Source organism: Methylobacterium tarhaniae (assembly GCF_001043955.1).
Taxonomy (GTDB): domain Bacteria; phylum Pseudomonadota; class Alphaproteobacteria; order Rhizobiales; family Beijerinckiaceae; genus Methylobacterium; species Methylobacterium tarhaniae.
Genome location: NZ_LABZ01000018.1, coordinates 32,828 through 58,746, shown reverse-complemented (window position 1 = coordinate 58,746; position 25,919 = coordinate 32,828). Strand labels below are relative to the sequence as shown.

The 25,919-nt window shown below is 71.2% G+C and carries 23 protein-coding genes, 2 tRNA genes and 1 pseudogene; 16 read left to right on the top strand and 10 right to left on the bottom strand.

The window, feature by feature from the left end; translation table 11 throughout:
- Nucleotides 1–79 precede the first annotated feature (79 nt).
- Nucleotides 80–1,957 (top strand): M23 family metallopeptidase, encoded by a 1,878-nt coding sequence (locus VQ03_RS02935; protein WP_048449362.1) that lies wholly within the window; start codon nucleotides 80–82, stop codon nucleotides 1,955–1,957.
- Between the two features lie 127 nt (nucleotides 1,958–2,084).
- Here the strand turns inward: VQ03_RS02935 and VQ03_RS34940 are convergent, their stop codons facing one another.
- Both VQ03_RS34940 and VQ03_RS34935 read right to left on the bottom strand, forming a co-directional pair.
- Nucleotides 2,085–2,417, bottom strand: a complete 333-nt coding sequence (locus VQ03_RS34940; protein WP_280948428.1) for a Uma2 family endonuclease — start codon at nucleotides 2,415–2,417, stop codon at nucleotides 2,085–2,087.
- A 10-nt stretch (nucleotides 2,418–2,427) separates the two neighbouring features.
- Nucleotides 2,428–2,730 (bottom strand): annotated as a pseudogene (locus VQ03_RS34935) (Uma2 family endonuclease); the annotation flags it as partial.
- 286 nt (nucleotides 2,731–3,016) lie between these two features.
- Here VQ03_RS34935 and VQ03_RS02925 point away from each other — a divergent pair.
- The 7 genes from VQ03_RS02925 to soxZ are packed head-to-tail and all read left to right on the top strand — an operon-like array spanning nucleotide 3,017 to nucleotide 8,429.
- Nucleotides 3,017–3,484 (top strand): (2Fe-2S)-binding protein, encoded by a 468-nt coding sequence (locus tag VQ03_RS02925; RefSeq protein WP_048449361.1) that lies wholly within the window; start codon nucleotides 3,017–3,019, stop codon nucleotides 3,482–3,484.
- Nucleotides 3,485–3,502: 18 nt separating this feature from the next.
- A complete protein-coding gene (locus VQ03_RS02920) occupies nucleotides 3,503–5,680 on the top strand; it encodes a xanthine dehydrogenase family protein molybdopterin-binding subunit (protein WP_425350026.1) in 2,178 nt (725 codons plus the stop codon).
- Nucleotides 5,677–5,940 carry a c-type cytochrome gene (locus VQ03_RS02915; protein ID WP_048449359.1) on the top strand — a complete coding sequence of 88 codons (264 nt, stop codon included), beginning with the start codon at nucleotides 5,677–5,679 and terminating at the stop codon, nucleotides 5,938–5,940. The genes VQ03_RS02920 and VQ03_RS02915 overlap by 4 nt, the downstream gene beginning before the upstream one ends.
- Nucleotides 5,937–7,193 (top strand): NAD(P)/FAD-dependent oxidoreductase, encoded by a 1,257-nt coding sequence (locus VQ03_RS02910; RefSeq protein ID WP_083467736.1) that lies wholly within the window; start codon nucleotides 5,937–5,939, stop codon nucleotides 7,191–7,193. Before VQ03_RS02915 ends, VQ03_RS02910 begins: the two co-directional genes overlap by 4 nt.
- Nucleotides 7,194–7,207: 14 nt before the next feature.
- Complete coding sequence (gene soxX, locus VQ03_RS02905; protein ID WP_208605471.1) at nucleotides 7,208–7,621, top strand: sulfur oxidation c-type cytochrome SoxX; 414 nt, start codon at nucleotides 7,208–7,210, stop codon at nucleotides 7,619–7,621.
- Nucleotides 7,618–8,106 (top strand): SoxY-related AACIE arm protein, encoded by a 489-nt coding sequence (locus VQ03_RS02900; protein ID WP_048449357.1) that lies wholly within the window; start codon nucleotides 7,618–7,620, stop codon nucleotides 8,104–8,106. Before soxX ends, VQ03_RS02900 begins: the two co-directional genes overlap by 4 nt.
- Before the next feature lie 2 nt (nucleotides 8,107–8,108).
- Complete coding sequence (soxZ, locus tag VQ03_RS02895; RefSeq protein ID WP_048449356.1) at nucleotides 8,109–8,429, top strand: thiosulfate oxidation carrier complex protein SoxZ; 321 nt, start codon at nucleotides 8,109–8,111, stop codon at nucleotides 8,427–8,429.
- 161 nt (nucleotides 8,430–8,590) lie between these two features.
- Here soxZ and VQ03_RS02890 read toward each other — a convergent pair whose 3' ends face one another.
- From VQ03_RS02890 to VQ03_RS02880, 3 genes are read right to left on the bottom strand one after another with little or no spacing between them, the layout of a single operon-like run.
- Nucleotides 8,591–10,321, bottom strand: a complete 1,731-nt coding sequence (locus VQ03_RS02890; RefSeq protein ID WP_280948427.1) for an AMP-binding protein — start codon at nucleotides 10,319–10,321, stop codon at nucleotides 8,591–8,593.
- 55 nt (nucleotides 10,322–10,376) lie between these two features.
- A complete protein-coding gene (locus tag VQ03_RS02885; RefSeq protein ID WP_053078370.1) occupies nucleotides 10,377–11,096 on the bottom strand; it encodes a hypothetical protein in 720 nt (239 codons plus the stop codon).
- Nucleotides 11,093–12,604, bottom strand: coding sequence for a leucyl aminopeptidase (locus tag VQ03_RS02880; protein WP_048449354.1), 1,512 nt, complete (start codon nucleotides 12,602–12,604; stop codon nucleotides 11,093–11,095). Before VQ03_RS02880 ends, VQ03_RS02885 begins: the two co-directional genes overlap by 4 nt.
- 226 nt (nucleotides 12,605–12,830) lie before the next feature.
- Between VQ03_RS02880 and lptF the strand changes: the two genes are divergently transcribed.
- The 5 genes from lptF (at nucleotide 12,831) to rsmA (ending at nucleotide 19,712) form a co-directional block, all read left to right on the top strand.
- Entirely contained in the window at nucleotides 12,831–14,003 is a 1,173-nt protein-coding gene (gene lptF / locus VQ03_RS02875) for an LPS export ABC transporter permease LptF (RefSeq protein ID WP_048449353.1), read from the top strand.
- Between the two features lie 6 nt (nucleotides 14,004–14,009).
- Entirely contained in the window at nucleotides 14,010–15,098 is a 1,089-nt protein-coding gene (gene lptG / locus VQ03_RS02870) for an LPS export ABC transporter permease LptG (protein ID WP_048449352.1), read from the top strand.
- Nucleotides 15,099–15,154: 56 nt separating this feature from the next.
- On the top strand, nucleotides 15,155–17,761 hold the full coding sequence (locus VQ03_RS02865; RefSeq protein WP_425350023.1) for an LPS-assembly protein LptD: 2,607 nt from the start codon (nucleotides 15,155–15,157) through the stop codon (nucleotides 17,759–17,761).
- Nucleotides 17,762–17,856: 95 nt separating this feature from the next.
- Nucleotides 17,857–18,879 carry a 4-hydroxythreonine-4-phosphate dehydrogenase PdxA gene (gene pdxA, locus VQ03_RS02860; protein WP_048449350.1) on the top strand — a complete coding sequence of 341 codons (1,023 nt, stop codon included), beginning with the start codon at nucleotides 17,857–17,859 and terminating at the stop codon, nucleotides 18,877–18,879.
- A complete protein-coding gene (gene rsmA / locus VQ03_RS02855; protein ID WP_048449349.1) occupies nucleotides 18,876–19,712 on the top strand; it encodes a 16S rRNA (adenine(1518)-N(6)/adenine(1519)-N(6))-dimethyltransferase RsmA in 837 nt (278 codons plus the stop codon). Before pdxA ends, rsmA begins: the two co-directional genes overlap by 4 nt.
- Nucleotides 19,713–19,804: 92 nt before the next feature.
- Here rsmA and VQ03_RS02850 read toward each other — a convergent pair whose 3' ends face one another.
- The 3 genes from VQ03_RS02850 to lipB all read right to left on the bottom strand — a co-directional run bounded on the left by VQ03_RS02850 (nucleotide 19,805) and on the right by lipB (nucleotide 22,978).
- Nucleotides 19,805–20,803, bottom strand: a complete 999-nt coding sequence (locus VQ03_RS02850) for a TIM44-like domain-containing protein (RefSeq protein WP_048449348.1) — start codon at nucleotides 20,801–20,803, stop codon at nucleotides 19,805–19,807.
- A gap of 187 nt (nucleotides 20,804–20,990) precedes the next feature.
- Nucleotides 20,991–22,124 carry an ATP-binding protein gene (locus VQ03_RS02845; RefSeq protein ID WP_053078369.1) on the bottom strand — a complete coding sequence of 378 codons (1,134 nt, stop codon included), beginning with the start codon at nucleotides 22,122–22,124 and terminating at the stop codon, nucleotides 20,991–20,993.
- Nucleotides 22,125–22,252: 128 nt separating this feature from the next.
- Nucleotides 22,253–22,978, bottom strand: coding sequence for a lipoyl(octanoyl) transferase LipB (gene lipB, locus VQ03_RS02840; protein ID WP_048449346.1), 726 nt, complete (start codon nucleotides 22,976–22,978; stop codon nucleotides 22,253–22,255).
- A gap of 60 nt (nucleotides 22,979–23,038) precedes the next feature.
- Between lipB and VQ03_RS02835 the strand changes: the two genes are divergently transcribed.
- From VQ03_RS02835 to VQ03_RS02825, 3 genes are all read left to right on the top strand, one after another.
- Nucleotides 23,039–23,344 (top strand): FliM/FliN family flagellar motor switch protein, encoded by a 306-nt coding sequence (locus VQ03_RS02835; protein ID WP_048449395.1) that lies wholly within the window; start codon nucleotides 23,039–23,041, stop codon nucleotides 23,342–23,344.
- 123 nt (nucleotides 23,345–23,467) lie between these two features.
- A tRNA-Leu gene (locus VQ03_RS02830) sits at nucleotides 23,468–23,552 on the top strand.
- Between the two features lie 190 nt (nucleotides 23,553–23,742).
- A tRNA-Leu gene (locus VQ03_RS02825) sits at nucleotides 23,743–23,827 on the top strand.
- A 422-nt stretch (nucleotides 23,828–24,249) separates the two neighbouring features.
- Here VQ03_RS02825 and VQ03_RS02820 read toward each other — a convergent pair.
- Together VQ03_RS02820 and VQ03_RS02815 are read right to left on the bottom strand one after the other, a co-directional pair.
- Entirely contained in the window at nucleotides 24,250–25,029 is a 780-nt protein-coding gene (locus VQ03_RS02820; protein WP_048449345.1) for an ABC transporter permease, read from the bottom strand.
- A 109-nt stretch (nucleotides 25,030–25,138) separates the two neighbouring features.
- Nucleotides 25,139–25,804 carry a peroxidase-related enzyme gene (locus VQ03_RS02815; RefSeq protein WP_048449344.1) on the bottom strand — a complete coding sequence of 222 codons (666 nt, stop codon included), beginning with the start codon at nucleotides 25,802–25,804 and terminating at the stop codon, nucleotides 25,139–25,141.
- Between the last annotated feature and the right edge of the window lie 115 nt (nucleotides 25,805–25,919).

Genomic DNA, 25,919 nt, shown 5'->3' with positions numbered 1-25,919 from the left:
GACCCGCGTCTCAAAACGGTCACGGTTTCGGCGCCAAGGGCGGTCCTCAGCCATCCGCCTGATTCCAGGGCCCGATTCCTTGTCCGCTTTCGTCGACCTGCCCTCCCTCGCCGCTTCGCCTGCCGCGTCGCGGCCGCCCCGGCAGGCCCTCAACCTGCGCTGGCTCGCCGGCAGCCTCCTCACCGGAATCACCGGTGCGGGGCTGATCGGCGTCGCGCTCTACCTCGCCGCCGCCGACGGCGTGGTGGCGACGCCGCCGGAGCGGGCGCTGGCACCCCATGGCGAGGCCGGGTCCGGCGACGTCGCCCGCAAGGGCGACCGGCTGGTGCGCGACGAGATGATCGTGGCGGCCAAGACCGCCTTCAAGGCGCCGATGAGCGAGCGCGCCGGCGAGCGCGAGGTGATCCGCGTCCACGCCTACGTGCAGATCGCCACCGAGCTGTCCCTGCGCCCGCCCGACATGCCGGTGCCGCCCTTCGACCCCCTGCGCAGCGCCCGGGTCGAAGCGCCGGCCGCTCCGGACGGCGATTCGGACCCGGCCGAGACCGCCGTGACGCTGATGCGCAGCCCGCTCGCCGAGGCCTCCCTGGAGGAGGGCGCGCCGGCCCTCACCGACGACGAGGTGAGCGCCCTCGTGGCCGAGACGCAGTCCCTCTCGGGCGGGCCGTTGCCGCCCGCCTTCCCGGCCGAGCGCCTGCTTTCCCGGGCCTTGCGGCCGGCCGCCTTGCCCGACGAGTCCGGGCCGGAGGCGCGCTTTCGCAACATCGAGGTCCGGATCCTCCCCGAGAACCTGACCGAGATCGCCGAGACCGGCACCGGCGACGGCACGGGCGCGCGGCTGGTCGAGGAGCGCGACCTCGTGCTGGCGAAGGACCAGAGCCTGGCGGATCTCCTGAAGCGCAACGGCGCCGAGCCGGCGCGGCTCGCCGCCCTGCTGGGAAGCCTCAGCACCCGGGCGAGGACCGACCTGCCCGAGGGCCAGCACGTGCGCCTCCTCATCGCCCCCGAGGGGAGCGGCCACAACCCGGAGAATCGCGGCATCGCCCGGGTCACCCTCTACGGCGAGGACGGCATCCAGGAGATCGTGGCCGCCAACGACCGCGGCGGCTTCGTCTCGGTGGCGCCGCCCCGCACGGGCGCCGCGCAGGACGACGACGAGGAATCCGGCGTCACCCTCTACGAGAGCCTGTACGGCACCGCGCTCAAGAACGGCGTGCCGCGCCCGATCATCGAGGAGATGGTCCTGGCGCTGGCGACCTCCACCGACCTGCAGCAGCGCACCACCGCAGGCGACAGGGCCGAGCTGTTCTTCACCGAGGACGACGATGCCCGGCCGGAGCTGCTCTATGTCGGCCTGCGCGTCCACGACGAGACCTTCGGCCTCTACCGCTACCGGGTGCCCGGCTCGAGCGAGGTCGACTACCTCGATCCGAACGGCCGCTCGAGCCAGAAATTCCTGATGCGCCGCCCGGTGGCGGAGGGACGGATCAGCTCGCCCTTCGGTCCCCGCCTGCACCCGATCCTCGGCTATTCCCGGCCCCATAACGGCGTCGACTGGGCGGCGACCCGCGGCACTCCGATCATGGCGACCGGCGACGGCACGGTGCTCTCGGCCGGCGCCCGCTCGGGCTACGGCAACCGGGTCGAGATCCAGCACGCCAACGGCTACACCACCGCCTACAACCACATGGCCCGGATCGCGCGCGGCATCGCGCCGGGCGCCCGCGTACGCCTCGGCCAGATGATCGGCGCGGTCGGCACCACCGGCCTCTCGACCGGCCCCCACGTCCACTACGAGGTGGCGATCAACGGCCGCTTCGTCGATCCGATGAAGATCCGCCTGCCGAGCGCCCGCGAACTGACGGGCCAGAGCCTCGCCGCCTTCCGCCAGGCCGAAGAGCAGATCGACGCGCTCCGGCAGAAGCACGGTGGGAAGGCGATCGCGGAGCGGACGTGAGGAAGCGGGCTTTATGTCGAGAGCCTGTTCGACTCGTCCCGCCAGTTATCTGGCATAGATACCACCACTTCTCGTCTGCTGCGCGGCCCCGGGTCGACGACGGAGCGCTTCAATTCTGTCGTTTCAATCAAACCGTCTCTGGGACACCGCCGCAAAGACCAGCGCAAACTCCCCTCTCCAGGCGATCCCGGGCTTGCCCGTGATCGCTGCAAGGTGTGGGAGAGGGGATCCCGCGCCTTCTTCGGAAGCCGTCACCCGAGTGCCGCGAGCGGCACCGTGACCGCCGCAAGCTCCTCCGCCTCCGGCCGCAACACCGAAGGCCGGGACAGCTCCGCCACGTCGCGGTAGGCGCCATCCTTCGGGCCCGGTGCACCACGGCTCCGCGCGCCTGCGCGTCGATCACCCAGTATTCCCGCACGCCGTTCCGGGCGTAGAGCCCCGCCTTCCGCCCCCGATCCATAGGCGAGGCTCGATACCGCGACCTCGATCACCAGCAGGATCTCCAGACCCGGGACGGTGCAGAATCCCTCCGGCGAAGCGCTGCGGGCGTTCATAGGGCTGAGGAGGAGACCGGGCTCCAGCAGCAGGTTCGGTCCGAGCCAGAGCGTGCTCTCGATGCCGAGATAGATCGTCTCAGAGAGCGCCGGGACGAGACGGCGCCTGAGCGCGTTCTTGACGACGTCATGCGCGAAGCCTTTCGCCGCCAGCTCGACCAGCTCACCGTCCGGGAGTTCGACCCGCTCGTCCTCGCGCAGGATCCCGGCCGACAGCATCAGCCGCAGGTCGCCCGCCGTGAACCGGCGGGGACCCGGGCTGTCAGGCGTGACAGGGATGATCATCGCGGATGGTCATCGCGGCTCGCAGCGTCGAAGGAGCCCGAGCCTATCAGGCATCCAAGGCACGCCATCCACGGTTGCTCCCCTGCCGCTCGCGCATCCGTCAATTGACAGACGCAGCCGGCCGCCTTGAAGTTGTTATGCCTACAAGGTGCGAGCCAACGGCCCGAAGGCGGCGCCCCACGCGACCGTTCCATCCGCCGGCCAACCAATGGAAACGCCCATGATACGCCTGAACGTGAACGGCTCCGTGCGCGAGGTCGAGGTGGAGCCCGACACGCCGCTGCTCTGGGTGATCCGCGAGCAGGTCGGCCTCACCGGCACCAAGTACGGCTGCGGCATCGCCCAGTGCGGCGCCTGCACGGTCCATATCGACGGGCAGGCGGTGCGCTCCTGCTCGATGCCGGTCTCCAGCGTCGAGCCGGGCCAGCAGATCGTCACCGTCGAGGGCCTGAGCCCCGATCGCTCGCACCCGGTGCAGAAGGCCTGGGCCGCGCTCGACGTGCCGCAATGCGGCTTCTGCCAGTCGGGCATGATCATGGCCGCCGCCGCCCTGCTGGCGCAGAAGCCCAAGCCCAGCGAGGCCGAGATTCGCCAGGAGATCACCAATATCTGCCGCTGCGGCACCTATAACCGGGTGCTTGCCGGCATCACCCTCGCCGCCGAGGGCGGCGAGACCGGCCGCGGCTGACGGGAGGCCCACATGACCATGACTGCCTCCCCCGCCCTGTCGCGCCGATTCTTCCTCGCCGGCTCCGCCGCCGCGGCCGGCGGCCTGGCGCTCGGCTTCGACCTGCCCGGCGCCGCGGCCGCGCCCGCCGCGGGCGCCCCTGAGGTCAACGCCTGGGTGGTGGTGCGCCCGGACGAGACCGTGGTGATCCGCATCGCCCGCTCGGAGATGGGTCAGGGCACGCTGACCGGCCTCGCCCAGCTCGTCGCCGAGGAGCTCGGTTGCGACTGGGCCCGCGTCACCACCGAGTACCCGACGCCGGGCCAGAATCTCGCCCGCAACCGCGCCTGGGGCGATTTCTCCACCGGCGGCAGCCGCGGCATCCGCGAATCCTACGTCGCGGTGCGCCAGGGCGGGGCCGCCGCCCGCACCATGCTGGTCGCGGCCGCCGCCCAGGAATGGACCGTCCCGCCCGGCGAGTGCCGGGTCGAGAAGGGGACGATCAGCCATCCGGCTTCCGGCCGCTCCACCACCTTCGGCAAGGTCGCGGGCGCCGCCGGCCGGATGGATCCGCCGAAGGACGTGGTCCTCAAGGATCCGAAGGACTGGATCATCGCCGGCAAGCCGGTGAAGCGCCTCGACACGCTGGAGAAGACCGACGGCTCCCAGGTCTACGGTATAGACCTGACGCTCCCGGGGATGCTCAACGCCGCCATCCGCGACTGCCCGGTGGTCGGCGGCACGGTGAAGAGCGTCGATAGCTCCGCCGTGGAAAAGATGCCCGGCGTGCGCAAGGTGGTGCGGGTCGGCGACAGCGCGGTGGCGGTGGTGGCCGACACGTTCTGGCGCGCCAAGACGGCGGTCGAGGCGCTGCCGATCGTCTGGGACGAGGGCCCGAACGCCAAGGTGTCGAGCGAGACGATCGCCGCGATGCTGAAGGAGGGCCTCGACGCGCCCGAGGCCTTCGTCGGCAACAAGGCCGGCGATGCGGGCGCCGCGCTGAAAGGGGCCGCCAAGGTGGTCGAGGCGACCTACGCCTACCCGTTCCAGAACCACGCCACGATGGAGCCGATGAACGCCACGGCGCGCTGGACGCCGGAACGGTGCGAGGTCTGGACCCCGACCCAGAACGGCGAGGCGGCGCTCGCCGCGACGGCCGAGGCCGCCGGGCTCTCGGCCCGCCAGTGCGACGTCCACAAGATCCATCTCGGCGGCGGCTTCGGCCGGCGCGGCGCCACCCACGACTGGGTGCGCCAGGCGGTGCTGATCGCGAAGGAACTCCCCGGCACCCCGGTCAAGCTGATCTGGACCCGCGAGGAGGACATGACCCACGGCCGCTACCACCCGGTCACCCAGTGCCGGATGCGGGCGGCCCTCGACGAATCCGGCAACCTCACCGGCCTGCACATGCGGATCTCCGGCCAGTCGATCCTGGCCGGCATCATCCCGGGACGGCTCGGTGCCGACGGCAAGGACCCGGTGGTGTTCCAGGGCCTCAATCCCGGCGGGGCGGAGGCGGCGATCGGCTACACGATCCCGAACCTGCTCATCGATCACGCGATGCGCAATCCGCCGATCATCCCGGGCTTCTGGCGCGGGGTGAACACCAACCCGAACGCGATCTACCTCGAATGCTTCCTCGACGAGGTGGCGCATGCGGCAGGCCAAGACCCGCTCGCCTTCCGGCGCAAGCTGATGGAGAAGCACCCCAGGCACCTCGCCGTGCTGAACGCGGTGGCCGAGCGGATCGGCTGGGACACGAAGCCGCCCTCGGGCGTGCACCGGGGGCTGGCGCAGATCATGGGCTTCGGCAGCTACGTGGCCGCCGCGGCGGAAGTGTCGGTCGGCGACGACGGCAGGATCAAGGTCCACCGCATCGTCGCCGCCACCGATCCGGGCGTGGCGATCAACCCGCAGCAGATCGAGGCGCAGGTCGCCGGCTCCTTCGTCTACGGCTTGTCGGCGGCGCTCTACGGCGAGTGCACGGTGAAGGACGGCCGGATCGAGCAGACCAACTTCGATTCCTACCCGGTCCTGCGCCTCGACGAGATGCCGGCGGTGGACGCGATCCTGATGCCGTCCGGCGGCTTCATCGGCGGCGTCGGCGAGCCGACCATCGCGGTGGCGGCGCCCGCCGTGCTCAACGCGGTCTTCGCCGCCACCGGCAAACGGGTGCGGCAGATCCCGGCGAGCCGCACGGACCTGAAGCGCGCGTGAGGACCGGTCTCCTGCTCCTGCTGCTCGCGACCCCGGCGGCGGCCGCGCCGCCGGGCGCCTCGTCCTGCTCGGGGTGCCACGGCGCCCCGGGTGGCGCGGTGCCGAGCCTGTCCGGCCACACGGCCGAGGACATCGCGTCCTCGCTCGCGGCGTTCCGGACCGGGGCCCGGCCCGCCACGGTGATGAACCGCATCGCCAAGGGCTTTTCGGAAGACGAGAGCCGGGCGATCGCCGCGTGGCTCGCGGGAGGTGGCCAGTGACCGGGATCGGCCGCCGCGCCGTGCTCGCGGGGCTCGCCGCCGCCACTCTCCCCCGTCCCGCCCTGGCGCAGGGTGCGCGCGGGCGCGTCGTCGTCGTCGGCGGGGGCTTCGGCGGCGCCACCGCCGCGCGGGTCCTGCACCGGGCCGGCCTCGCCGTCACCCTGGTCGAACCGGCGGAGACTTACCTCGCCTGCCCGTTCAGCAACGAGGTGATCGCAGGTCTTCGCCCCCTATCGGCGCAAGCGTTCGGCTACGAGGGCGTGCGGGCGAGCGGCGTGACCCTGGCCCGCACCAGCGCCGAGGCGGTCGACGGCGCCACCCGGCAGGTGCGCCTCGCCGACGGCACCACCCTCGACTACGACCGGCTGATCCTCTCGCCCGGGATCGCCCTGCGCTTCGATGCCCTGTCGGGCTACGACGCGGCCGCCGCCGGGGTGATGCCGCATGCCTGGAAGGCCGGGGCACAGACCGAGTTGCTGGCCCGCCAGCTCGCCGCGATGCCCGAGGGCGGGACGGTGGTCCTGTCGGTGCCGGGCAATCCCTATCGCTGCCCGCCCGGGCCCTACGAGCGGGCAAGCCTGATCGCCTGGTTCCTCAAGACCCGGAAGCCCCGCGCCAAGCTGATCGTGCTCGACGCCAAGGACACGTTCTCGAAGCAGAAGCTGTTCGAATCCGCCTGGAAGGCGCTCTATCCCGGTACCCTGGAATACGTGCCGCTCGCCTCGGGCGGTCAGGTCACCGCGGTCGATCCGGGCGAGATGAGCGTCGCGACCGATTTCGAGACCTACAAGGCCGACGTCGCCTGCATCATCCCGCCCCAGCGGGCGGCGCCGATCGCCGCGCAGGCCGGCGTCGCCGACCGCTCGGGCTGGTGCCCGGTCGACCCGGTCACCTTCGAATCGCGCCTAATGCCGCGGATCCACGTCGTCGGCGACGCGGCCATTGCCGGGGCGATGCCGAAATCCGCCTTCGCGGCCAACGCGCAGGCCAAGGTCTGCGCCGAGGCCGTGATCGACCTCCTGGCCGAGCGGACACCCTCGGCCCCGAAGCTGATCAACACCTGCTACAGCCTGGTCGCGCCGGGCTACGGCATCTCGGTCGCCGGGGTGTACCACCCGGACAAGGGCGTGCTCGCCGATATCGAGGGCGCCGGCGGCACCAGCCCGGTCGACGCCCCCGATTCCGTGCGGCGCCAGGAAGCCGCTTACGCCGAGGACTGGTACCGCACCATCACCGCCGCGGTGTTCGGGTGAGGCGACGGGCTGCCGTGCTTCTCGCCCTCACCCAGACCGCCCTCGCTCCGGTGACGGTCGTCGGCGACGCGATTCCGCTGCCGCTCGACGGGCGCACCGGCGATGCCGAGCGCGGCCGAGTGATCGCCACCGACACCCGCAAGGGCCTGTGCCCGCTCTGCCATACCGGCCTCGGCGGCGGCGCCCCGGCCGGCGATCTCGGGCCCGACCTCTCTGACGTGGGAGCGCGGCTCACGGAGGGGCAGCTGCGGCTGCGGCTCGTCGACGGGCGCATCTTGAACCCGGCAACCCTGATGCCCTCCTATTACCGGGTCGACGGCGCGCAGGTCGCGGCAGCCTGGCGCGGCCGGCCGGTGCTGGAGGTGGGCGAGATCGAGGACGTGATCGCCTATCTCGTCACCCTGAAAGGAGGGCGCGGGACGCCATGACGATACGCGCAACGAACGGCGCGAGGCTCCATCGCCGCACGATCCTCGCCGGGGGCGCCGGCCTGCTCACCGTCGCGCTGGTGCGCCCAGGCGCTGCCGCGATCATCCGGCCGAGCCGGGAGGCCACCGTGGAGGCGATCCGCCGCTTCACCGGCGGCGCCACGGTCCAGGCGGGCCGGATCCACCTCGACATGCCGCCGCTGGTCGAGAACGGCAACACCGTGCCGCTGGCGATCACCGTCGAGAGCCCGATGAGCGAGACGGACTTCGTCCGCCGCATCGCGGTGTTCAACGACAAGAACCCGCAGCCTCACGTCGTGACGCTGCATCTCGGCCCGCGGGCCGGCCGCGCGGCCATCAACACCCGGATTCGCCTGGCCGATTCCCAGACCATCACCGCCATCGCGGAGATGCGCGACGGCACCTTCTGGTCCGCGACCGCCGACGCGATCGTCACGCTTGCGGCCTGCGTGGAAGGATCGTGACGATGGCCCGCGCCCTCATCAACCTGCCGAAGACCGCCAAGGCGGGTGCGGTGATCGAGATCAAGACCCTGATCTCGCACCCGATGGAGACCGGCTACCGCCCAGGGCAGGACGGCCGCCTGATCCCGCGCAACATCATCACCGAGTTCGTCTGTTCCTATGACGGCGAGGAGGTCTTTCGCGCCGAGCTGTCACCGGCGAGCGCCGCCAACCCGTACCTCACCTTCACCACCGTGGCGACGAAAACGGGAACGCTGCGCTTCACCTGGACGGGGGATAACGGATTCTCGCAGACCGAGGAGGTGGGGATCACCGTGGGGTGAGGCGCGCGCCCTGAACCCTCCCCCCCTCCGCGGGGGAGGGTGGCCTGCGGAGCAGGCCGGGAGAGGGGCAGCGCGACGGCGCCAAGTATGGCGCCTGTCAGCATGGTTCCGCCTCATCCGGCACCCTCCCCCGCAGAGGGGGAGGGCCCGGGGCCGGAATGCTACGCCGCCGTCTCCCCCTCCCGCAGCGCCCGCCGCAGCACCTTGCCGACATTCGTCTTCGGCAGGCTGTCGCGGAAGACGAAGCGGCGGGGCACCTTGTAGGCGGTGAGGCTCTCCCGGGCATGCGCCCGCAGGGACTCGGCCGTCAGGTCGGGGTCGCGCCGGACCACGTGGGCGACGACGCTCTCGCCGGTCTCCGCCGCGGGTTCGCCCACCACCGCCACTTCGAGCACGCCCGGATGGGCGGCGAGCACGTCCTCGACCTCGTTCGGGTAGACGTTGAAGCCTGAGACCAGGATCATGTCCTTCATCCGGTCGACGATGCGGACCTGCCCGTCGGGCTCGATCACGGCGATGTCGCCGGTGCGGAAGAACCCGTCCGGGGTCATCGCCCGGGCGGTCTCGTCGGGCCTGCCCCAATAGCCGGCCATCACCTGGGGTCCGCGCACGCAGAGCTCGCCGGGCTGGCCCATCGGCAGGGTGGCGCCGGCGGCGTCGCGGATGCAGACCTCGGTCGAGGGGGCCGGATAGCCGATGGTGCCCGACCAATCGTGCAGGTCGGGCGGGTTGATGGAGACCACGGGCGAGGTCTCCGACAGGCCGTAGCCCTCGATCACCGGCTTGCCGGTCACGGCCTTCCAGCGCCGGGCCACGGGCGCCTGCATCGCCATGCCGCCGGCGATGGTGTATTCGAGCCGCGACCAATCCACCCTGCCAATGTCGGGGTGGTTGAGCAGGGCGTTGAACAGGGTGTTGACGCCCGACAGGTTGGTGAAGCGGCTCTTGCGCAGCAACGTCACGAAGCCGCCGATGTCACGCGGGTTCGGCACCAGCAGGCAGCAGGCGCCGAGCCGCGTCATGAAGAAGAAGCAGCAGGTCAGCGCGAAGATGTGATAGAGCGGCAGGGCCGTGACCATCACCCGGCCCGGCCCCTCGTCGTCGCGCATGCGGAACCAGACCCGGCTCTGCTCGACATTGGCGGCGACGTTGCGATGGGTGAGCATCGCCCCTTTCGATACGCCGGTGGTGCCGCCGGTATATTGCAGGAAGGCGAGGTCGTCCGGGGCGACCGTGACCGGCCGGAAGGCGGCGCGGCGTCCGGCCGCGAGCACCGCCTTGAAGGCAGTCTGGCGCGCGGACGGCAGGGTGAAGGCCGGCACCGCCTTCTTGATGTGGCGCGCCGCCAGGGTGATCAGCGAGCCCTTCAACCCCAGGCCGTCGCCGGCCCCGGCCACCACCACCCGCTCGAGGCTGGGCAGTTCCGGCACCGCCTCGGCCACCGTGTGGCAGAAGTTCTCCAGCACGAAGAGCACCCGGGCGCCGGCATCGCGCATCTGGTGGGTCAGCTCGCGCGGGGTGTAGAGCGGGTTGACGTTGACCACCGTGGCGCCGGCGAGCAGCGCCCCGACCAGCGCGATCGGAAAGGCCGGCACGTTCGGCATCATGATGGCGACCCGGTCGCCCTTGGCGATGCCCTGCGCCTGCAGCCAGGCCGCGACCGCCCTGCCCTCCCGGTGGAGGGTGGCGAAGGTCAGGGAGGCGCCGAAGCAGGTGATGGCCGGGCGGTCGGCGAAGCGTTGCGCGGCGGTTTCGATCAGCTCGACCAGGGTGCCGAGGCTCCCCGTCTCGATCTCCGCCGGGACGCCGGCCGGATAGGCGGCGAGCCAGGGCCGCGGCGGGGCGTTCGGTTCCATCGCGCTCGACCCCATGCCTGTCGAACCCTCGCCCATGAACTCCACCCTCCCCGGCGCCGGATACCTCGACGGGCTCCGGCTTTCCTTCCGGTTAGCCTCTCCCCGGGGTCGTTTCAACCGACGCACGGGGGCCGATCAGGCCGAAGATCGTGTGGGGCAGGAACGCCGCGAGCACGATGGTCCCGGCCAGGGCCGCCTGCGCGCCGGACAAGGGCAGGCGCGGGAAGCCCGCCAGGCCGAGATCCCGCGCAGCCGCCAGCAGGCCCAGCGCCCAGGCGAGGGCGGCGAAACGCAGGAGCCCCAGGCCGCAGGACCGCAGCCAAGCACCCCGCCGCGGCAGGCCGCGGGCGAGGAGGGCCGGAAAGCCCAGGGCAGACCCGAGGACGACAGCCGCCACGATCGCCCCGAGGCCTTGCGCCACCCCCATCGTCTGCCCGGACAGGAAGGCGACGCCGCCGACCGAGAAGCCGGCCCGCAGCACGAGACCGCCATAGGTCGGGTGCAGCGACAGGCCGAGGACCAGGGCGAGGCCGAGGAGCGCGCCGAGCCAGCCGCGCCAGCCGGGGGCGGAGACGGGCAGGAGCGCCACCTGGGCCGCCCCGTAGGCGATGGCCGCGAAGAACAGCGGGTAGCGGTCGGCGAAGAAGCCGTAGACCCACGGGTCGAGGCCGGCCGAGGCCAGGCCGCCCTGCGTCGCGCCGGATGCGGCGGCGAGCGCCACCGCGGCGAGGGCCGCCGCGAGCGGGATCGCGGCGGCGAGGCGCCCCGTCCGGGCGGCCACGGGAGCGGTGCCGGCGACGACGGCGCTCACGCCTCGTAATGGTCGCGCACGAGCCGGTCGAGGAGGCGAACGCCCCAGCCCGAACCCCAGGAGCGGTTGGTCTCGGTCGCCGGCGAGCCCATGCCGACGCCTGCGATGTCGAGGTGGATCCACGGCACGTCGTTGACGTAGCGCTTCAGGAACTGCGCCGCCGTGGCCGAGCCGCCGTGGCGGCCGCCGGTGTTCTTCATGTCGGCGAATTTCGACTCGATCAGCTTGTCGAATCCGGGCGTCATCGGCATGCGCCAGACCTTCTCGCCGGTGGCCTCGCCGGCGGCCGAGAGGCGCTGAGCGAGTTCGTCGTTGTTCGAGAACATGCCGGCATATTCCTGGCCGAGCGCCACCAGGATCGCGCCCGTCAGGGTCGCGAGGTCGATCATGAAGCGCGGGCGGTAGGCCTGCTGCACGTGCCAGAGCACGTCGGCGAGGACGAGCCGCCCCTCGGCATCGGTGTTGATGATCTCGATCGTCTGGCCCGACATCGAGGTGACGATGTCGCCGGGGCGCTGGGCCTTGCCGTCGGGCATGTTCTCGACGAGGCCGATGGCGCCGAGCGCGTTCACCTTGGCCTTGCGGCTGGCGAGCGCGTGCATCAGGCCGACCACGCAGGCGGCGCCCGCCATGTCGCCCTTCATGTCCTCCATGCCGCCGCTCCCCTTGATGGAGATGCCGCCGGAATCGAAGCACACGCCCTTGCCGATGAAGGCCACCGGCGCCTCGGAGGAATCCTCGGCCCCGTTCCAGCGCATGATGACGACCCGGGCCTCCTTGGCCGAGCCCTGCGCGACGGCGAGCAGGGCCCGCATGCCGAGCTTCTTCATGTCCTTCTCGTCGAGGACCTCGATCTCGACGCCGAGCTTCTCGAGCGCGGAGGCGCGGCGGGCGAATTCCTCCGGGTCGAGGACGTTCGGCGGCTCGTTGACGAGCTCGCGCGCGAGGATCACGCCCTCGGCCAGCCCGTCCGACCCGCGAAGGGCCTTCTTCAGACCGGCATTCTCGGGAACCAGCAGGGTCAGGCGCCCGCCCCCGCCATTCTCCTCGCCCTCGGGCGACTTCTTGCTCTTGTAGCGGTCGAACTTGTAGGCGCGAAGCCGCGCACCCAGCGAGAAGGCCGCGACCTCGTCGGAGCCGGGGGCGGTGCCGGGCCATTCGAGCACCACCGTCGCCGAACGGCTGCCGAGCTTGCCGGCGGTGTAGCCGCCGAGCGTTGCCCAGTCGCGGGAGGCCGCTTCGTCGGAGCCGGTGCCGATCACCACCAGCCGCTCGACCGACAGGCCCGCCGGGGCGGTGAGGACGAGGGCGCTCGACGCCTTGCCCTTGAAGCGCTCGACGCCCGCCGCGCGGGCCACCAGCTCGGCCGCACCCGGCCCCGCGATCTCGGCGGCCCGCGGCGAGAGGGCGAGGTCCTCGCCCACGAACAGCACGAGGTCGCCGCCTGGCTTGGCCGACGCGCCGGACGCGGCGAGGGATTCGATCTCGATGCTGATGCCGTCCGCCATGGCGTTGCTTTCGTCCCGTCCTTAGGAAGCGCGTGTCTGAGGCGCCGCGTCGGCCCTGTGTAGCGGGGCGGGGCGCCGGAACGCAACGCGGCCCGGTGTGGCGGCCCGGGCGCGCCCGCCCGCAAAAGGCCGCACTTGCCGTGCTTGAGGACACCCGATGCTTGTGCGGCCGGCGGGGGACGCCTAACCAGCATCGAGCGGAAGGGGGCCCGACCGCAACCGGCCGATGAAGCAGATCGAGCGATACATCTTCCGCATCGCCCTCGGGGCCTTCCTGTCGTGCCTGATCGGCCTCACCGGCGTGATCTGGGTGACGCAAGCCCTGCGCGAGCTGGACCTGATCACGGCCAAGGGCCAGACCCTGCTGATCTTCTTCCTGATCACCGGTCTGTCGCTGCCGACGCTGATCACCGTGATCGCGCCGGTCGCCCTGTTCATCGCGGTGGTCTACGCCCTGAACAAGCTCAACGGCGATTCCGAGCTGATCGTGATGAGCGCGGCGGGCATGTCGCCGCGCCACCTGATGCGGCCGTTCCTGACGCTCGGCCTCATCGTCAGCGCCGCGATCGGCTTCCTGACCATCCAGGTGATGCCGTCGAGCTTCCAGGAGCTGCGCGACGTGCTGACCCGCGTGCGGGGCGACTTCATCGCCAACGTGGTCAAGGAGGGGCAGTTCACCACCCTCGACAGCGGCATCACCTTCCATTTCCGCGAGCGGTCGCCGAACGGCGCGCTTCTCGGCATCTTCATGCAGGACCGGCGCGAGGCCGGGCGGACCGTGGTCTACCTCGCCGAGCGCGGCCAGGCGGTCGATCTCGACGGCCAGACCTACCTGGTCCTGGAGAAGGGCAGCATCCACCGCCAGCAGCCGAACAGCCGCGATTCCTCGATCATCACCTTCCAGCGCTACGCCGTCGACCTCGCGGCGTTCACGCCGCCGGATGCCGACACGATCTACAAGCCGCGGGAGCGCTCGACCGTGCAGCTGCTCTTCCCGGACGCGAACGAGACCTACTACAAGCTGACCAAGGGCCGCTTCCGGGCCGAGCTGCACGACCGGCTCTCGTCCTGGCTCTACCCGCTGGCGCTCGGCCTGATCGCCTTCGCGGCGCTCGGCGATCCCCGCACCACCCGCCAGGGCCGCGGCCTGGCCGTCGCGGGCGCCATCGCCGCCGTGGTGGGCCTGCGCATCGCGGGCTTCGCCGCCGCGAGCGCGGCGGTGCGCAGCCAGGGGGCCGTCGCGGCGGTCTACGCCGTGCCGCTCGTCGCGATCGCGCTCTCCCTCCTCGTCGCCACCCAGGGCAACCGGGTGCGGGCCTTCAACGCCGCGCTGGCCGCGCGGCTGCGCCGGCTCTCGGAGGCGCTGCCGGCCCGGGCGACCCGGGTCCGGGCGGGCTGAACCGGCATGCTGATCGGCGTCACCCTCGGCCGCTACCTGGCGGCCCGCTTCCTGCGCATGATCCTGGGGGTCTTCCTCACGGTCTTCGCCCTCGTCTACACCCTCGACTTCGTCGAGCTGATGCGCCGGGCCGGCGATGCCGAGGGCGCCTCGGCCGCCGTGATGGCCCGGCTCGCGCTGTTCCGCACCCCGGCGGTGGCCGAGCAGGTCCTGCCCTTCGCGATCCTGTTCGGCGCCATGGCGGCGTTGCTCCAGCTCAGCCGCAAGCTCGAACTGGTGGTGGCCCGTGCCGCCGGCATCTCGGCCTGGCAGTTCCTGCAGCCCGGCGCCCTGGTGGCGCTCGGCATCGGCGCCTTCACGGTCGGAATCTACAACCCGGTCTCGGCCGAGCTGAAGCAGCGCTCGACGGAGATCGAGGCCAAGATCTTCTCCCGCTCGTCGAAGGCCGGCTCCGGCAAGGACCTGTGGATCCGCCAGCGCAGCATCGACGGCCAGGCGGTCATCCGGGCCGAGACCGCGGTGGAGGGCACGACCACGCTCGCCGGCGTCGCGGTGTTCACCTTCGACGATGCGGGCGCCTTCACCCAGCAGATGCAGGCGGCGCGGGCCACCCTGCACGACGGCTATTGGGAATTGCAGGACGTGCGGGTGCAAGGGCTGGATGCGGAGCCGCAGAGCTACGACACCTACCTGATCGCCTCGACCCTCGACCCGTCGCAGGTGCGCCAGCGCTTCACCCCGCCGGAATCCGTGCCTTTCTGGCAACTCAACGAGACGATCGCCCGGACCGAGCGGGCGGGACTCGACGCCACGCGTTACCGCCTTCAGTACGACGTGCTGATGGCGCGGCCGGTGCTGTTCCTGGCGATGGTGCTGGTGGCGGCATCGGTTTCGTTAAGGTTCTTCCGCTTTGGTGGCATCGGCAAGATGGTGCTCGGCGGCGTCGCGGCGGGCTTCGTCCTGTACGTGGCGCGGCAGGTGATGGAGGGCCTCGGCGCCTCTGGATTAGTGGCGGCTCCGGTGGCGGCGTGGTTCCCGGCCGTGGTAGGGAGTCTCCTCGGAACGCTCGCGCTTCTGCACCTGGAGGACGGCTGATGCCCACCCTCCGGCAAGGCGGCGCGGGCATAGCGGGTGCGGGGATGGGTCGAGTCGTGCGTAAGGCCGCGGGCGCCGCGGTCACGGGATCCCTGACGGTTCTGCTGGCCGCCGCCGTCACGGTGGGCGCGAGCGAGCCTGCGCGCGCGCAGGGCACGCTCAACGACCGCCTGGCGGCCGGCTCGGCCAAGAACGCTGCCAAGGGCAACAACGAGCGCCTGCTCGTCGAGGCCAAGGAGCTCGTCTACGACAACGACCGCAACACGGTCTCGGCGGTCGGCAATGCCGAGCTGCATTACGGCCCGCGCACCCTGCTGGCCGACCGCGTGCGCTACGACCGCAATACCGGCCGGGTCTTCGCCGAGGGCAATGTCCGCCTCACCGACGAGACCGGCTCGGTGGTGACCGGCGACCGGATGGAGCTGACCGACGACTTCAAGTCCGGCTTCATCGACTCGCTGCGCATCCAGCAGACCATCGAGCAGCGCGGCCGCCCGGCCCGGGTGCGCTTCTCCGCCCCGCGGGCGGAGCGCATCGAGGGCCAGACCACGACCTTCGAGTACGGCACCTACACCGCCTGCGAGCCGTGCAAGGACAATCCCGAGCGGCCGCCGCTGTGGCAGGTGAAGGCGGCGCGGATCATCCACAACAACGAGGAGCGCCGGATCTACTACGAGGATTCGACCCTCGAAGTGGCCGGAATCCCGGTCGCCTACCTGCCCTACTTCTACTCGCCCGACCCGACGGTGCGGCGCGATACCGGCTTCCTGGCACCGCACTTCGTGTCCTCGAACGTGCTCGGCTACGGCATCGGCACGCCGTTCTTCTGGAACATCGCGCCCGATTACGACCTCACCGTCGAGCCGACCTTCCTGTCGAAGCAGGGCGTGCTCGGCCAGGCCGAGTGGCGCCAGCGCCTCGCCAACGGCTTCTACAACGTCCGGGTCAGCGGCATCTTCCAGTCGACCCCGAGCGCCTTCCTGCCCGGGCCCCTCGGCTCCGGCGACCGCGACTTCCGCGGCTCGATCGAATCCGCCGGCCATTTCTACCTCGGCCAGAACTGGCGCGCCGGCTGGGACGTCGTCGGCGTCACCGACAAGTGGTTCCTCGACAATTACCGCATCCGCAACCAGACGATCAGCACGGACTATTTCCGTGAGGCGGTCTCCACCGCCTACCTGATCGGGCAGGGCGACCGCTCGTGGTTCGAGGCGCGGGGCTACTACTTCAAGGGCCTGTCGACCTACGACTGGCAGAAGCAGCAGCCGATCGTCGCCCCGGTGATCGATTACGACAAGCGCCGGGACGGGCCCGACCCGATCGGCGGCGAGGTGCGGTTCCAGGCCAACTTCACGCACCTGACCCGGGACGCGACCCAGTACACCCAGATCCCGCGCACCGGCACCTACCTGCTCAGCCCGAGCATCAACGGCATCACCTTCCCGCTCTACAGCACCTGCTCGGTGTTCGAGCGCGGCCAGTGCCTGGTGAGCGGGCTCGCCGGCGACACCACCCGGGCGACCGCCCAGGTCTCGTGGCGGCGCACCTTCACGGACGAGTTCGGCCAGCGCTGGCAGCCCTTCGCCTACCTGCGCGGCGACGCCTTCTTCGTGAACCCGAGCACGACCGGCTACCAGAACCCCGAGATCAGCAACCTGTTCTCGCCCGAGTCGAACTTCTCCGGCCGGGTGATGCCGGCGGTCGGGCTCGAGTACCGCTATCCCTTCGTGGCCGATATGGGCCCGCTCGGCGTCCACACGGTCTCGCCGGTCGTCCAGGTGATCGCGCGGCCGAGCGAGACCCGCATCGGCCGCCTGCCGAACGAGGACGCCCAGAGCCTCGTCTTCGACGACACCTCGCTGTTCGAGTGGGACAAGTTCTCGGGCTATGACCGGGTCGAGGGCGGCGTGCGCGCCAATCTCGGCGCCGAGTACTCGATCACCGGCCGCAACGGCTTCTACATGAACGCGATGTTCGGCGAGTCGATCGCGCTCGCCGGCGTCAACTCGTTCCGCCGCGGCGACATCGCCAATGTCGGCCGCGATTCCGGCCTCGAGACCACCCGGTCGGACTTCGTCTCGCGCTTCCAGATCTCGCCGAACCAGAACATCAGCTTCATCACCCGGGCCCGGTTCGACAACGCCACCTTCGCGCTCAAGCGCTTCGAGAGCGGCATCACCGCGAAGTTCGCGCCGTTCCTGCCCCTCGAGACCTCGCTGATCTACGCCCGCTACGAGGCGCAGCCCGAGCTCGGCTACGACCGCCGCCGCGAGGGCCTGCAGGCCTCGGCCCTCTACAACATCACGCCGAACTGGTTCGTGACCGGCTCGGTGCTGTTCGACCTCTCGCACTACCTCCAGGTGCGCGAGTTCTACGCCTCGGCGGCCCAGTCCTACTTCCTCAACCCGGTCGGCACGGCGCCGACCTACGACCGGGCGGACAAGTTCTACGTCTCGTCGTCGGGCATCGGCTTCGGCTACCGCGACGAGTGCACGACGATCTCGCTGAACTATCTCTCCTCGCCGATCGAGACCGCGGCGGGCCTGCGCGAGCGCAACCGCACCTTCCTGCTGCGGATCGAGCTGCGCACCCTCGGCGAGGCGAATTTCCGCCAGAACCTCAGCACCACCACGACGGCGGACGGCATCGCCACGGCCCGGTGACGGGCCGGGCGGCTCCTCCGGACCCGGAGGTGCTTGCCCGGCGGGAGCCGGGATGTCATGGCGCGGGGATGCGCCATCACGCAACGGGACCCGCGATGACCACAGCCCTCGCGCTGACACAGGGCGATCCGGCCGGGATCGGCCCGGAGATCACCTTGCGGGCCTGGCTCGCCCGCGAGGAGCACGGCCTGGCGCCGTTCTTCGTCATCGGCGACCCGGAATTCCTGACGAGAATCGCGGCACGGCTCGGGCTCGCGGTGCCGCTCGCCGCAGTGACCCCCGAGACGGCAGCGCAGGCCTTCACCCGGGCTCTGCCGGTGGTCAGGCTGCCGGACGGGCTCACCGTCACGGCGGAGCCGGGCACACCCGATCCGGCGAGCGCTGCCGGCACCCTCGCCTCGATCGACGAGGCGGTGCGGCTGGTGCGGGCCGGCCGCGCGCCGGCCCTCGTCACCAACCCGATCGCCAAGCACGTGCTCTACGAGGCGGGCTTCCGCCATCCCGGCCATACCGAGTACCTGGCGGCCCTGGCGGCGGAGCCCGGGGCGACGCCGCCGACGCCCGTGATGCTGCTGTGGTCCGAGGAGCTGGCGGTCGTCCCGGTGACGATCCACGTGGCGCTGCGCCGGGTGCCGGAGCTGCTGACGGCCGACCTCGTGGTCGAGACCGCCCGCATCGTCGAGCGCGACATGCGGGCCCGCTTCGGCCTCGGCCAGCCGCGCCTCGTGCTCGCCGGGCTCAACCCGCATGCGGGCGAGGCCGGCACCATGGGCACCGAGGATCGCGACGTGCTGGCCCCGGCGATCGAGCGCCTGCGGGCCGAGGGCATCGCCATCACCGGCCCGCACCCGGCCGACACGCTGTTCCACGCCCGGGCGCGAGCCGCCTACGACGTGGCGCTCGCCCCGACCCACGACCAGGCCCTGATCCCGATCAAGACGCTCGCCTTCGACGAGGGCGTGAACGTGACGCTCGGGCTGCCGTTCCTGCGCACCTCGCCGGATCACGGCACCGCCTTCGACATCGCCGGCAAGGGCCTGGCGAAGCCCGACAGCCTGATCGCGGCCCTGAAGCTGGCCGGCCGGCTGACCCGGGCGCCGGAAGGAGTGGCCGCATGAGCGCGCCGGACGGTCTGCCGCCGCTGCGGGAGGTGGTGCAGGTGCACGACCTGATGCCCCGCCGCTCGCTGGGCCAGAACTTCCTGTTCGACCTCAACCTGACCGGCCGGATCGCCCGGTCGGCGGGGCCGCTGGAGGGCGTGACGGTGGTCGAGGTCGGCCCCGGCCCCGGCGGCCTGACCCGGGCGCTGCTGATGCACGGCGCGGCCAAGGTGATCGCGATCGAGCGCGACCCCCGCGCCCTGCCGGCGCTCGCCGAGATCGCAGCCCACTATCCCGGCCGCCTGGAGGTGGTGGAGGCCGACGCGCTCGAATTCGACCCGCGGCCGCTCGTCGGCGAGGGCCCGGCCCGGATCGTCGCGAACCTCCCCTACAACGTCGGCACGCAGCTCCTCACCGGCTGGCTCACGCCGGAGGCGTGGTCGCCCTGGTGGGACTCGCTGACCTTGATGTTCCAGCGCGAGGTGGCCGAGCGCATCGTCGCCGACGAGGGCGACCGGGCGAATTACGGCCGGCTCGGCGTGCTGTGCGGCTGGCGCACGAAAGCCCAGATCCTGTTCGACGTGCCCCCATCCGCCTTCGTGCCGCCGCCGAAGGTGACGTCGAGCGTGGTGCGGCTGGTGCCGCTTCCCGAGCCCCTGCCCTGCCGGGTCCGGGCGCTCGAAGCCGTGACCGGCGCCGCCTTCGGCCAGCGCCGCAAGATGCTGCGCCAAAGCTTGAAGGCCGCGACCCCGGACCCGGCCCGCCTGCTCGCCGCCGCCGGCATCCCGGAGACGGCCCGGGCCGAGGAGGTGCCGGTGGCGGGGTTCGTGGCGATGGCCCAGGCGCTCTGAGGCTGCCTGAACACGACGAAGCCCCCGATCCGGCCAGGATCGGGGGCTTCGCGAGGGGAGCGCAGGGAGCGATCTCCCCGCGCGATGATCCGTTACCGGGTCTGCTGGATGGCCGAGACCACCCACTGGCCGCCGCGCTCGCGCAGGAAGGTCCAGACCTCCGTCGCCTCGGGCGGGTTGGTCTCGACGACCCGGCTGCTGGCGCGCTCGATCAGCGCGTCGCGCAGGGTGTACCGCATCGCCACGGTGGCGTAGTCGACCGGACCTTCGCGCCAGGCCTCGGCGAGGTCGCCCTGCTGCAGCTTCACGTCGGCGATCTTGTTGACCACGCCGCGGGCGGCGTTGGCCCGCAGCTCCTCCGTGAAGTAGCCAAACATCTCGGGCGTGGTGAGGCGGCGCAGGGTGGCGGCGTCCTCGGCGCCGTAGGCGAGCTGGACCTCGGTCAGCGTGCGCTCGAAGGCGTCGAAATCCTGCGGGCCGATGCCAACCTCGTCGCGCTTGGCCGGGCGGGCCTGCTGCGCGGCGGCACCGCCGCCGAGACCGGCACCGAGGCCACCGAGACCGCCGCCCAATCCACCACCGAGCCCGCCGCCAAGTCCGCCTCCGAGAGGGCCGCCGGGACCGGAAGCCGGGCCGCTGCGGTTATAGGCGCCCGCCATGGCCGGCTCGGCCCGGCGGCGGCGGAAGAAGCGCAGGGCCAGCACGACGATGCCGACCAGGAGGCCGACCTGGAGCAGCAGGCCGAGGAACGAGGCGATGCCGCCGAGGCCGCCGAAGAAGCCGCCACCGATCAGGGCGCCGAGCAGGCCCGCGCCGAGCAGGCCGGCGAAGAAGCCGCCGCCGAAGCGCCGCTGCGGCGCGGCCGGGGCCCCCATCTGCGAACCGGGCTGGGTCATCGAGCGCTGCATCGGCGCCGGGGCGCCGGGGGCGGTCGTCGTCGGTGCGGGCGCCGAGTAGGTGCGGGAGCCGCGCGATCCCATCGAGGAGCCGCTGCCGGGACGCGCCTCGCCGGCCGTCGCTGCCACGGCCATCAGGGCCGCCAGGCCGAAGGCCACCGCCGTCCGGCGGCCGCGGGAGAAGGTGGTCATCATCGGTTCGTATCGCCTCGTGCCATCACCAGTGGGGGCGTCCCGCCCCCCAGGCCACATATGGGGATGCGGGTGGCGCAGTAGAAGGGAGGCATCGCGCCGGATGCCTTCCAGATCCTAACTACACCCGATGAAGAGTCACCGATCGGCGCCAGATCTGCCAAGCGATAAATTTTTGGGATGACCGGGATTAGCGTGCGGCAGCACTTCGTTGCGGCCGCAGCCGCGGCATCTCGGCGGCCGGGAAGGTGAGGCGCACGCAGGTCCCCTCGCCGGGGCTGCTGCGCAGGGCGACGGCGCCGTTCTGGCGCTTGACCAGGGCGTTGAGGATGGCGAGGCCGGTGCCGCGCCCGGGCTCGCGGGTGGTGAAGAACGGCTCGAGCGCCCGGGCCAGCACCTCCGGCGCCATGCCGGCGCCGGTATCCAGGACGCTGAGCGCGACGTGACGCCCGACCGCCCCGTCGGCGGCCACGTCCTCGCCGCCATGGTTGCGGGTCTGGACCGTGACGGATCCGCCGGCCGGCATCGCCTCGGCGGCGTTGCGCAGCAGGATCTGCAGGATCAGCTCGGTCTGGACCGGATCGATGCAGGCGATCCACAGGTCCTCGGCGAGGTCGAGGTCGAGGGCGCGTCCCGGTCCGAGCAGGCCGGCGGCCCGCTCCCTGTAGTCGCGCAGGAGCCCGTTCAGGTCGACCGCCCGCGGCTCCGGCCGGTGCCGGCGCGAGAAGGCCAGGAGGTGCCGGGTCAAGGTCGAGGCGCGCTCGGCGGCGTCGGTCGAGCGGGTGAGCGCGCGCTGCACGAAGGCATCCGGATGCTCGCCGAGACGCCGGCGCAGGCCGTCGACGTAGCCGACCAGGATCTGGAGCAGGTTGTTGAACTCGTGCGCGACGCCGTTGGTGAGCTGGCCGAGCGCCTCGCGGCGCTGCGCCAGGCCGAGCGCCGCCTCGAGGTCGCGGCACCGCGACGTCTCGACGACCTGGAGCAGGCCGGACGCCCCCGGCTCCGGCACCGGCGAGAGGTGGAGCATCGCCCAGAGCGTCGCCCCGTCGCGCCGGCGCAGCAGCGCCTCGGCGCTGGCCGGCCCGCCGGAGGACAGGAGCGCGCGCAGGGCCGCCTCGGCCTCGGGCTCGGCGCCGAGGGCCGCGACGCCGGCGGGCGCCGCCCCGAGCAGGGCGAGGGCGGCCGGGTTGGCGAAGCGCACCTCGCCCGTGGGACCGGGCGCGACCAGCAGGGACGGCAGGGGGGCGGCCGAGAGAACGGCGCGCAGGGTCCCGGCCTCCCCCGGTGCCTCAGCAGCCGGCACTGGCGCGGGGACATCCGGCACGGGCGGACCTCCGTGATGCGCGGGCCGGGGCCGCCCGCCTCGGCGGCCTCGTCGTCGCCGCGGTCTCTCCCGCCACTCTAGAGCAAGTCCGGGCAGCGTGGAAACCGTACCGCCGGGCGCCGTCCGGACTAGCTCCGCTCATCGTCGTCGACCAGCACCGTCGGTCCGAAGATCGCCTCGAAGCGGGCCCGCAGCACGGCGTCGACCTCCGGCAGGGTCACGGGCCGACCGAGATCGACCAGGCTGGTGATGCCGTGCTCGCGCACGCCGCACGGCACGATGCCGGAGAAGTGCGACAGGTCCGGCTCGACGTTCAGGCTGATGCCGTGGAACGTCGCCCAGCGGCGCACCCGGATGCCGATCGCCGCGATCTTGTCCTCGACGCCCGGCCCCTTCTCGGGCCGTCGCACCCAGACGCCGACCCGGTCCTCCCGGCGCTCGCCCCGCACCGTGAAGGCGTCCAGCGTCGCGATGAGCCAGGCTTCCAGGGCGGCGACGTAGGCGCGCAGGTCCGGCCGCCGCCGGTTGAGGTCGAGCATCACGTAGGCCACCCGCTGCCCCGGGCCGTGATAGGTGTATTGCCCGCCCCGGCCGGTGCGGTGGACCGGGAAGCGCTCCGGCGCCACGAGGTCGGCCTCCTTCGCCGAGGTGCCGGCGGTGTAGAGCGGCGGATGCTCGACGAGCCAGACGCGCTCCAGCGCACGCCCCTCCGCGATGGCCGCCGCCCGCGCCTCCATCGCCGCCTCGGCTTCGCGGTAGTCGAGGAGCGCATCGCGGACCACCCATTCGACAGGGGGGCTCCCGGGCGCGGGCAGGAGGCTGCCCGGGGCGGTTCCGAGCCGGTCGTTTACCAAGGCTTCACCATAATATCGGATTGTTCGGGCATCGTCTCGTGGTCAGGGTGGGTGCGTCCGTTGGCGGTACTCGACATTCTCAAGGTGGACCTCGCGGTCGTGCTCGGGCGGACCCGGATGCCGATCCATATGCTGCTGCGCATGGGCCGCGGCGCGGTGATCGAGCTCGATTCCACCGACACGGATATGGTCGAGATCCTCGCCAACAACCACCCGATCGCCCGCGGGCAGATCGTGGTCACGGGCAACCGCATCTCCGTGGAGGTCACGGAGCTGATCCGCAAGGCCGAGGTGGTGCGCGAGCCCGGCATCCGCATCGGCGACGGCGGCGCCGCCCTGCTGGGCGCCCTGTCGGACGCCCTCTAGGCGAGAATGTTTGCCAGATCCGCATCGGGGTGCTTGCGTCCCCGGGAGGGGACTGGTATTCGCAGCCTCGCTTCGGACGGGTCTCACCCCCGCCCCGCCGCTCTCGGCGAGACGAAGCCTTCCGCGGCCGTGGCGGAATTGGTAGACGCGCTAGCTTGAGGTGCTAGTTGGGCAACCAGTGGAGGTTCGAGTCCTCTCGGCCGCACCATCCATCCTGCAAGGTCATGGACCGCCGCGGGATGGGATGGAGACTGAACTCGGCGTTGCCGGCCTGATCCTCGTCAGGTCAGGTAGTCGAGCGAGGTTGCCGACGCGTTGATCCGTTCTGTGATCTCTGCGCCAGATTCATTCGTGTGTTTCATATGAGCTGGACCGCATTTTGATGTCCGGCACTCTCCGCGGCCGTGGCGGAATTGGTAGACGCGCTAGCTTGAGGTGCTAGTTGGGCAACCAGTGGAGGTTCGAGTCCTCTCGGCCGCACCATCCTGCCTTGCAGGATGTTCCGGATCCTTCTCAGCCGGGGTCCTGTTTTCTCCGGGCGCGCGCGGCGCGAGAGGGAAAACCCCCGATCTCCTTCCTGACATATCGGACACTCCGACTCGCCTGAACGACGCGAGATCTTGCCCTGACGCACCAAGCGAAGCGGGGTGTCTGGGCTATGGCGCAGGCACGTCCTGCCGTGCGAGCAGCCCCTAAGCCTGCGCGACGCCGGAGGGCGGCCCCTCTCCCGAAAAGACCGAACCCATCTCCGGCGACGGCGAGCGGGCGCTGGCCCAGAAGAGCCCTGCCGAGAAAGGCCGGGTGCCCCCGGCACATCTCATCCGCGCAAGGCCGGACCGGCCTGAAATGCCGTGCCGGCGCAGGGACCGGCCCCGCGCCTCGGCCCCTGGCGCAGGCGGCCCGGATCAGTTGAGGAAGCGCGGCACCACGAAGCGGATGCCCAGAAGACCGGTCAAGGCCAGCGTTCCGCTGACGATCAGCACGTACTGGATCGACGCGTCCGCACCATAGCCCGGGTAGAAGGCGGACCGGCACACCTTCACGATGTGCATGAGCGGGTTCCACTGCACATATTCGTAGATGACCGCCGGCATCGCCTCGGTCACGAAGATCGCGCCGCTCGTAAAATACATGATGAGCGTCGGAACGATGACGCCGATCTGCCAGGGCGGGAAAATTTGTGAAATGAAAACGTGCATGAATCCCATGGACATCGCGAACAAGAGCGCGAGCACCATGCTTTCACAGAACGCGAACGGATCCCGAGGCACGACATCCGCACCAAAGCACATTGCGATAAAGAACACCAATGAAATACTTAGGCTGCTTGTGCAAATTTCTACGAGAGCCCGCGATATCACGACATCGAAAAATTTTACTTGTGGAAAATAGATGAGCTGCCTGTTTTGCAGCGGCCCCTCCATCATCTTTCGCGACATATAGTTCAGAACGATGTAGGGCGACAAACCGGACACGGCGAACAGCACGATGCTGTCGCCGATCGGAGTGGGCATGTGCCGGACCACGTAGATGGCGGTGATGACCAGGATGTGGGCGCAGGGCCATCCGACGGCGATGCCGTAGCCCCACATCGTGCCCCCGAAGCGGGTGCGGATGTCGCGCAGCATGAGAGCCCCGAGCACGTCCAGCTGGACCTCGAGCGCCGACTTCATCTGGTACGCCATCCTGTGCTCCCGTCCGGCCGGCGCCGCAGGAGGCTGTCGGCCCCCCATGCCACCGGCCCCATGCCTCGCCGGGCGCTCTAGGCCGACAATGCGGCAACCGGGTGACCGGTCAGGCGTCCCCCGGCTCGGGCAGGCCGCGAGCCTCGCCGTGATAGGCGCGGTTCGGGCGCATGTCGACGGCGGAGGCCATGCGGTTCGACATGTTGAAGAAGCTCGCCACCGCCGAGATGTCCCACAGGTCGCGCTCGGAGAAGCCGGCATCGCGCAGGGCCTCCCGATCCTCCTCCTCGATGGTCCAGGGCGCCTCGGTGAGGGCGACCGCGAAGTCGAGCATGGCGCGGTGGCGGGGCGAGAGGTCGGCGGCGCGGTAGTTCATCGCCATCATCTCGCCCAGCACCGGGTCGCCCGAGAGGCTGCGCACCGCAGCGCCGTGCGCGGTGAGGCAGTAATAGCAGCGATTCACGCTCGAGACCGCGACGGCGATCATCTCGCGCTCCAGCTTCGACAGGCCGGAGGGCGCCAGCATCAGGTCGTTGTAGAGCGCCGCGAAGGCCTCGAGCTTGGCACTGTCGTGGGCGTAGGCGAGCAGCACGTTCGGCACGAAGCCGATCTTCTCCCGGCACTTGTCGAAGTAGGCCTGCATCTCCGGCGACAGGTCCGGCGACGGCGCGAGGTCGAGGGCCATCACCGTGCCCCCGGTCTCCTGCGGCGCCGGCCGCTCACCCACCTCCGGCCTGGTCCCCGCCTTGGTCCCGGCCTTCTTCGCACCGCTCATGCCGCTGCCCTCCCCTTCATCATGCGCGAGCTATAGGCAGTTTGCATCCGCAGCGCGAGGTCGGGCTTGCGGGGGTCCGGCCGCTGTGCCACCGCTCCGCTGACCAACCTCGGCA

What these genes read in the sequence shown, in the direction of transcription:
- VQ03_RS34940 (WP_280948428.1), bottom strand. Translation starts at nt 2,417, where the DNA reads ATGGATCGGGGGCGGAAGGCGGGGCTCTACGCCCGGAACGGCGTGCGG.
- lptG (WP_048449352.1), top strand. Translation starts at nt 14,010, where the DNA reads ATGCTGATCGGCGTCACCCTCGGCCGCTACCTGGCGGCCCGCTTCCTG.
- VQ03_RS02925 (WP_048449361.1), top strand. Translation starts at nt 3,017, where the DNA reads ATGATACGCCTGAACGTGAACGGCTCCGTGCGCGAGGTCGAGGTGGAG.
- VQ03_RS02900 (WP_048449357.1), top strand. Translation starts at nt 7,618, where the DNA reads ATGACGATACGCGCAACGAACGGCGCGAGGCTCCATCGCCGCACGATC.
- VQ03_RS02890 (WP_280948427.1), bottom strand. Translation starts at nt 10,321, where the DNA reads ATGGGCGAGGGTTCGACAGGCATGGGGTCGAGCGCGATGGAACCGAAC.
- VQ03_RS02850 (WP_048449348.1), bottom strand. Translation starts at nt 20,803, where the DNA reads ATGATGACCACCTTCTCCCGCGGCCGCCGGACGGCGGTGGCCTTCGGC.
- VQ03_RS02815 (WP_048449344.1), bottom strand. Translation starts at nt 25,804, where the DNA reads ATGAGCGGTGCGAAGAAGGCCGGGACCAAGGCGGGGACCAGGCCGGAG.
- rsmA (WP_048449349.1), top strand. Translation starts at nt 18,876, where the DNA reads ATGAGCGCGCCGGACGGTCTGCCGCCGCTGCGGGAGGTGGTGCAGGTG.
- lptF (WP_048449353.1), top strand. Translation starts at nt 12,831, where the DNA reads ATGAAGCAGATCGAGCGATACATCTTCCGCATCGCCCTCGGGGCCTTC.
- VQ03_RS02880 (WP_048449354.1), bottom strand. Translation starts at nt 12,604, where the DNA reads ATGGCGGACGGCATCAGCATCGAGATCGAATCCCTCGCCGCGTCCGGC.
- pdxA (WP_048449350.1), top strand. Translation starts at nt 17,857, where the DNA reads ATGACCACAGCCCTCGCGCTGACACAGGGCGATCCGGCCGGGATCGGC.
- soxZ (WP_048449356.1), top strand. Translation starts at nt 8,109, where the DNA reads ATGGCCCGCGCCCTCATCAACCTGCCGAAGACCGCCAAGGCGGGTGCG.
- VQ03_RS02820 (WP_048449345.1), bottom strand. Translation starts at nt 25,029, where the DNA reads ATGGCGTACCAGATGAAGTCGGCGCTCGAGGTCCAGCTGGACGTGCTC.
- VQ03_RS02920 (WP_425350026.1), top strand. Translation starts at nt 3,503, where the DNA reads ATGACTGCCTCCCCCGCCCTGTCGCGCCGATTCTTCCTCGCCGGCTCC.